The sequence below is a fragment of the Prevotella micans F0438 genome (genome assembly GCF_000243035.1).
Classification (GTDB): Bacteria; Bacteroidota; Bacteroidia; order Bacteroidales; family Bacteroidaceae; genus Prevotella; species Prevotella micans.
In genome coordinates this window covers 71,006-77,651 of record NZ_JH594522.1, presented here as the reverse complement: position 1 = coordinate 77,651, position 6,646 = coordinate 71,006, and the positions used below count along the sequence as shown (strand labels likewise).

6 protein-coding genes and 1 tRNA gene are annotated in these 6,646 nt (G+C 46.4%); all 7 read right to left on the bottom strand.

The genetic code is table 11. The features are described 5' to 3' along the window. Positions 1-217: 217 nt before the first annotated feature. The 7 genes from mnmA to sufD all read right to left on the bottom strand — a co-directional run bounded on the left by mnmA (position 218) and on the right by sufD (position 6,635). Complete coding sequence (mnmA, locus tag HMPREF9140_RS04905; RefSeq protein WP_006952218.1) at positions 218-1,300, bottom strand: tRNA 2-thiouridine(34) synthase MnmA; 1,083 nt, start codon at positions 1,298-1,300, stop codon at positions 218-220. Continuing rightward, a complete protein-coding gene (locus HMPREF9140_RS04900) occupies positions 1,297-2,190 on the bottom strand; it encodes a YitT family protein (protein ID WP_006952217.1) in 894 nt (297 codons plus the stop codon). Before HMPREF9140_RS04900 ends, mnmA begins: the two co-directional genes overlap by 4 nt. Before the next feature lie 21 nt (positions 2,191-2,211). Beyond that, a complete protein-coding gene (rsmD, locus tag HMPREF9140_RS04895) occupies positions 2,212-2,742 on the bottom strand; it encodes a 16S rRNA (guanine(966)-N(2))-methyltransferase RsmD (RefSeq protein WP_006952216.1) in 531 nt (176 codons plus the stop codon). 3 nt (positions 2,743-2,745) lie between these two features. After that, positions 2,746-3,558: a DUF3822 family protein gene (locus tag HMPREF9140_RS04890; protein WP_006952215.1), complete on the bottom strand. Its 813-nt coding sequence runs from the start codon at positions 3,556-3,558 to the stop codon at positions 2,746-2,748. Between the two features lie 304 nt (positions 3,559-3,862). Next, positions 3,863-3,935 (bottom strand) — tRNA-Lys (locus HMPREF9140_RS04885). Positions 3,936-4,040: 105 nt separating this feature from the next. Further along, positions 4,041-5,279 (bottom strand): aminotransferase class V-fold PLP-dependent enzyme, encoded by a 1,239-nt coding sequence (locus HMPREF9140_RS04880; RefSeq protein WP_006952214.1) that lies wholly within the window; start codon positions 5,277-5,279, stop codon positions 4,041-4,043. A 12-nt stretch (positions 5,280-5,291) separates the two neighbouring features. After that, a complete protein-coding gene (gene sufD, locus HMPREF9140_RS04875) occupies positions 5,292-6,635 on the bottom strand; it encodes a Fe-S cluster assembly protein SufD (RefSeq protein WP_006952213.1) in 1,344 nt (447 codons plus the stop codon). Between the last annotated feature and the right edge of the window lie 11 nt (positions 6,636-6,646).

The following is a 6,646-nucleotide window of genomic DNA, read 5'->3' as shown; positions in this document are numbered from 1 at the left end:
TGTGTGTGTGTGTGTGTGTGTGTGTGTGTGTGTGTGTGTGTGTGTGTGTGTGTGTGTTAGCACTTTTTCCGAACCCTGCAAGAATATAGCGTTAAAAAACACGGGAGAAGTGAAATTCTCTCGCATCATGCTGTTGCTGTAATAAATGCTGTGTTCGTATATCATGGCGGCAAAGGTATATCATTCAGCTCTTTCCGGCAAATTAACCTTAAATATATTAGAGGGTTATCTCGGCCGAGCCATAGCATCGGTTGTGTTGCTCGTCGTAGATAACGCAGAACTGTCCGGGTGCAACTCCGTGGATATTGTCATCGGAGTATATGAGTGCTGTCCCTTCGGCTTGAATCTCAAGATGTGCTCGATGAAACTCGGGCGTGTGCCTAATCTTGAAGGTTATCGGTGTTGTATGTGTTTCGGGTGTGATGGTTAGCCAGTGCAAGTCGTGTATTCGGAAGAGGTTTTTGTAGGCGGTTGCGGGGTCGTAGCCGTGACTCACGAAGAGTATATTCTCGGCTGTGTCCTTTTTAACGACAAACCACGGGCCACCGCCTAATCCTAGTCCTTTTCGTTGTCCGATGGTATGAAACCAGTGCCCGCGATGCTGTCCGATGATTCGTCCGGTTTCAAGTTCAATCACATTACCTAACTGTTCGCCAAGATAGCGTCTTAGATATTCATTGTAGTCAATGTTGCCAAGGAAACAAATACCTTGTGAGTCTTTGCGACGTGCGTTTATAAGATGTTCGCGCTCGGCTATACTTCGTACTTCGTGCTTCTCGAGGTGTCCAATTGGGAAGATGGCTTTCTGGAGTTGCCAGCTGTAAATCTGTGCTAAGAAGTCAGTTTGGTCTTTCACTGGGTCGGGACTTGTGCAGAGCCATTTCCTGCCGTTAATCCATTTGGTTTGTGCATAATGGCCGGTTGCTATGATATCGTATTTGTGCCCGCATTTACGGTCGAAAGCGCCGAATTTTATTAGACGGTTGCACATCACATCTGGATTCGGCGTGAATCCGCTTCGCACTTTCTTCATTGTGTATCCGGTCACTTCGTCCCAATATTCCTTGTGGCAGTCAACAACCTCTAGTTTACAACCGTATCGGCTTGCAACTACGGATGCCATTTCGAGGTCTTCTTCGGAGTTACAATCCCATGCCTCGTCCTCTTCCGGTCCGATTTTGATATAGAAGCAATCGGGTGTGAATCCTTTTTCGGCCAGCAGATACAATGCCACAGAACTATCCACACCTCCCGATAGGAGTAGGGCTATACGTTTGTTTTCGAGTTCTTGTTTGTTCATGATTTATGGCCTCGTCCTACTTTCATTCTATCGAAGCCCACTCCATAAACTCCGTTCACTGTGCTTTGTGACACGAATGCCTGGGGGTCTATTTCATCAACTGTTTCATAGATGGAATGCGACTCCGATCGCCTGGCGATAATAAAAAGCATGCCCACCGTTTTACCGGTATAGAATCCGTGGGCATCGATAACCGTACATCCACGTTGAACCTTATTGTTGATTTTGTGACCGATCTCCTCCCATTTGTCAGATACGATGAAGAATTGTACCGAGCCATTCATTCCGTTTGCTACATAATCTACAACGAAAGTCATTACGAACAGAACTACGAAGCCGTATATTACGTTTTCCCAATTGTGCAACGCTAGATAGCTCGAAGTTATGATTACTAGGTCGCACGAAAGGATAATCTTTCCTAGCGACACATTGCGATATTTGTGAATCATGGCTGCTATGACATCCGAACCACCCGTGCTGGCATTATATTGTAAAGCCACTCCCATACCGAAGCCCATGAGTATTCCGCCGATTATGCATGACAGGAATGGATTGGTAGGCAACAGTGGGGCGGCCGAGAATATTCGCTGAAACAATGTGAGTAAGGTGGCGAAAATAAATACCGTGTAGATTGTTCGGATGCAGAATCGCCAACCCAGTACCTTCAGTGCAACGAGCAACAAAATTATGTTGAGGATAAAATAAGTGTATTCAATCGGAATGTCGATTCCCCAGAATATAACCGATGCCAGTCCGCTGATTCCGCCGATTGGAATCTTATGAGGCAGTAAAAATGCGCACCATCCGAAACTGCCAACCGTCGTAGTAAGCGTGATGTAGAGGAATTCCTTGAACTCCCGAAAAGTTTTCTGTTTAATGTTTTCACTCATATATTTTGAAGTTATCCTTAATTATCTAAACAAACTGAAGTTCACGCTTCCATAGCTGCGATGTTCGATAAACATGGGGTGAGTCTCGAAATTATTGTGTTTTCCGTGTTCGAGCACGAACAACCCATCCGGAGCGAGTGTTTTACCTGTGAGAATCAGGTCGGGTAGGTCTACAATATTGTTCAGCGTGTATGGTGGGTCGGCAAAAACTACATTGAACAGCTTTTTGTTCGATTTGAGAAAGCGAAATACATCGCCGCAAATCAGTGTATCGTTTGTTGCATTGATTTTCTCGAGACATTGCAAGATGAAATGTGCATGGTCGCGGTCTTTTTCCACGCTTACAACCTCACGACAACCGCGCGAGAGCAGCTCAAGAGAAATACTTCCAGTTCCGGCGAACAAATCGAGAGCCATCGAATCCTCGAAGTCTACATATTTGTTGAGAACATTGAAAATATTTTCTTTCGCGAAATCAGTTGTAGGCCGTGCTTTGAAACTTCGCGGAACATCGAATCGTCTACCTTTATAAATCCCGGTTATAATTCTCATTTTCTATTTCAAATAAAGTGCTTTCAGGTCATAAGGGATATGTTTCTCGGCCGCCATTGGAATGTTATTGAAGTTGGTGGCCACGTTCACAGTATAATTTCGCCTTATATAGCGATTCAGGTGTTCGGCCAACCATTGTGGCTCGGGCGGTGTACCAACGGTGTGTAGTTCGTCGCGTTCAAAGTCCATTCCCAACTGCTTCCAAACGTTCAGCAGAAAATAGAGCACGTCGCTCGCTTGTTCTGCCCCGAACGAGTTACTGAACAGGAATCTTCCTTGTCCGAATGCAAAAATATCAACCTTCTTCTCGTGGAAATAAGCGAACAACTTACGCCTCACCGCACTGAACGCTCTTCGATAGAGATGTCCCCAAACCGGCTGCATGAGGTGCATTATTCGAATATCCTCGAAATGGTCGTCTAGAACTAATTTCAGGTCTTTATTTATTGCAAACACCACAGCCGAATTAAATTCAGGCAGCATAGCTTTCACCAATTCACCTTTAGATTCATTGGCGAAAGTGTATTTGAAGAGCGTTTCAACATCCTGCTCTTGCTCTTGAAATTCGTCTACGGGCATCAACATAATCGGCGAATCGATGAGCGCCAGTACTCGTCGGTAGCCGCTTTGCAGGAGCTCCGATTTCTTGAAAGCTTCTCTTAAATTAGCTGCCACCGACATTGCATAGTTCGTTTGATAGGGTTCATGAACTATCTGTCCGCTTTCCTGCGGGTCGCCTACCGAGAACGACATCGTTCCACTGGCTATCCTAATGGTTAGCCTGAGTTTTTTATCGGAAATATTGTTATTCTGCATTGAAAATAAAGCTGTTTTGGAATACTGCAAAGGTAAATAGACCGAAGCAAAATCAGCGTGAGTCAGCTGAATGGATTATCCTTAATCAGTAATCGTTTTACAGTTAACAAGTCCGGAATGCTCGCAATCAATCCACAGCCTCCTCCAAGGCGAAACTGTCTCTTTTGATGTATCATGTACATCTGTGAGGAGAAGGCCTGCTTAACCTTACGATAACCGCGAGACACATAGGCAAAGTTGGGAGAAGAAGGACATATAATAATAAGGAGAGGAATCTTAGTTATTACTAGATTCCTCTCCTTTGTGATTCGCATGGGGCTCGAACCCATGACCCCAACATTAAAAGTGTTGTGCTCTACCTGCTGAGCTAGCGAATCTTTCGACCACTTTCTCCTTCGAAGAAGCGTTTGCAAAGGTAAAATATTTTTTCATCGAGGCAAAAATATCATACCCTTTTTCGAATATCCGGTAATCAGAGCCAGTTAGAACATCAAGGCTGCACGACGGATGGCAGAAACAAGAAGGTCTACTTCTGATTCGGTGTTATAGAGACCGAAGGAGGCGCGCACGGTACCTGAAATGCCGAGACGTTGCATAAGGGGCTGGGCACAGTGATGACCGGTGCGGACAGCTATGCCGAGTGTGTCGAGAATAGTGCCGAGGTCCATTGGATGAATGTTACCAACAAGAAAGCTTATTACAGCGTCGTGAGTCGTAGCGGAGGTGTGTTTTAGAGTGGATATTCCGAAGAAACGCATATCGGAGATGTCGCGTAGCTGGTCAACGGCATATTCGGTGAGATGGCGTTCATGAGCTTCAATGGAATCCATGCCAAGGGACTCGAGATAGTCTATTGCCGTAGCCAAACCATGGGTGGCGATATAATCGGGTGTACCGGCTTCAAATTTCAGTGGTGGACGCTCGAAAGTAGTCTGCTCCAAGAAACTCACGTGTTCAATCATCTCGCCTCCGCCCTGATAAGGTGGCAATTTATCAAGCCATTCTTCTTTTCCGTAGAGTACGCCGATACCCGTCGGGCCATAAAGTTTATGTCCGCTGAAGGCGAAAAAGTCGCAGTTGAGTGCCTGTATGTCCACTTTGAAATGAGGCACACTTTGAGCGCCATCCAAAGCTACGGGGACGGAATGATTGTGAGCTATTCGGATGATTTCAGTCACAGGATTGATAATTCCAAGCACGTTGCTTACGTGGGCTATGCTGACGAGCTTGGTTCGAGGTGAGAAGAGACGTTCATATTCGTCGAGGCGGAGCGAACCGTCGTCGTCTATCGGAATAACCTGAAGCACGATTCCATTTCGTTGCGCCTGTAACTGCCAGGGCACGATGTTGGAATGATGCTCGAGGGTGGAGATAATGACTTCGTCGCCTGCTCGCATGAATCTTTCAACGAAACTAGATGCAATGAGGTTGATGCTTTCAGTTGTTCCGCGTGTAAAGACGATTTCTTCAGCAGTTCGTGCGTTGATGAATTTACGAACCCTTTCGCGGGCAGCCTCGTGGAGTTCGGTTGCTTGTTGTGACATCCAATGCACACCGCGATGCACATTTGCGTTGACGTTGAGATATTCGTCGCGCATGGCATCGAGCACCACAATGGGTTTCTGTGTGGTTGCAGCGTTGTCAAGATAGACTAACGGTTTATCGTAGACGGTGCGCGAAAGTATGGGAAAGTCGGCCCGGACTTTATCTATATTATACATTTTATTTGAGAATTATTTGCACAGACTACAGCCTTCGCATTTGTCGAGTTCGCCGCGGAATCGTTTTTCCACTAGGTGATGGAGGCGATTGCGCAGTGGTTCTATTTCCATCTTGTCTATCACTTCGTTTATGAAGGCCATTTCTAGGAGTGTTTTTGCTTCCTGACGGTCTATGCCGCGCTGCTGCATGTAGAATAAGGCAGCGTCGTTGAGCTGACCAATAGTCGAACCATGGTTGCAGCGCACGTCGTCAGCATATATTTCGAGCATCGGCTGCGAGAACATGTGGGACGTGGGCGACGCGCAGAGGTTTTGGTTGGTTTCTTGAGAATTGGTTTTCTGGGCTTCATGGCGCACGAGAATCAATCCGGCAAAGGCTCCTTTAGCATATCCGTCAAGCACGTATTTATAGAGCTGGTTACTTTCGCAATGTGGTGCCTGATGGTCTATAACAGTGTTGTTATCGACGTGTTGCTGTTTGTCAGCGATTACGCATCCGTTGCAGAAACATTCGGCGCCTTCGCCTTTCATTACTAGGTCCAGCTTGTTTCTGGTCACGCCGTTGTGTAGGGTTATGATGTTGTGGCTCACCTTGCTTTTACCTTGCTGCTCGATGTAGACGTTGGATATTCTCACGTTATGTGCGTGAGTTTCTTCCATGCAGTTGAGCTCTAGATGGGCTCCGTCGGAAACATAGGCTTCGATAACCTGTGTGGTGAGGAATTTACGATTGTCGGTTGTATGGTCGCAGAAGAGCAGATTCACGTCGGCGTTTTCTTCAACAATGATGAGCACACGACGATTAGCCATCAGATCTACGTTGGAACGTAGGATGTTTACGACCTGAATCGTTCGGCTTTCACGTACTCCTCGGGGGACGTAGACAAACAGACCGTCTTGCGCCAACATTGTATTGAAGGCTGTGAGAGCGTCTTCATTGGCCTTGGCGATTCGGGCGTAGTGACTTGCAACGAGTTCTGGATATTGTTGCGCTGCCCGACTCAAACTGTCGACAATCAATCCGCTTTCGAGATGTGTTTCGGGTAGTACGCGGGAGTAGAAGCGGTCGTTCACCACGAAGTAGAGCGACGAACTTATGTTAGGTACATCACATCTGAAAGTATCATATGGATTCATGGGAACTTCGAGTCCACGGAGGTTTAATCCATAATTGGGTTCGAAAAGCGATGGAATGTCGGTGTATTTATAACGTTCCATTTTTCGCGTGGGGAACCCTTGCGCCTTAAAGTGTTTGAAAGCCTCGTCGCGCACGGCGTTCATTACATCGGCCGAATGATCGAAAATGATTTGCTGCGACTGGGCATAGAGGTCTATATATTGTTGTTCGATTTGCATAGCTATTGCCT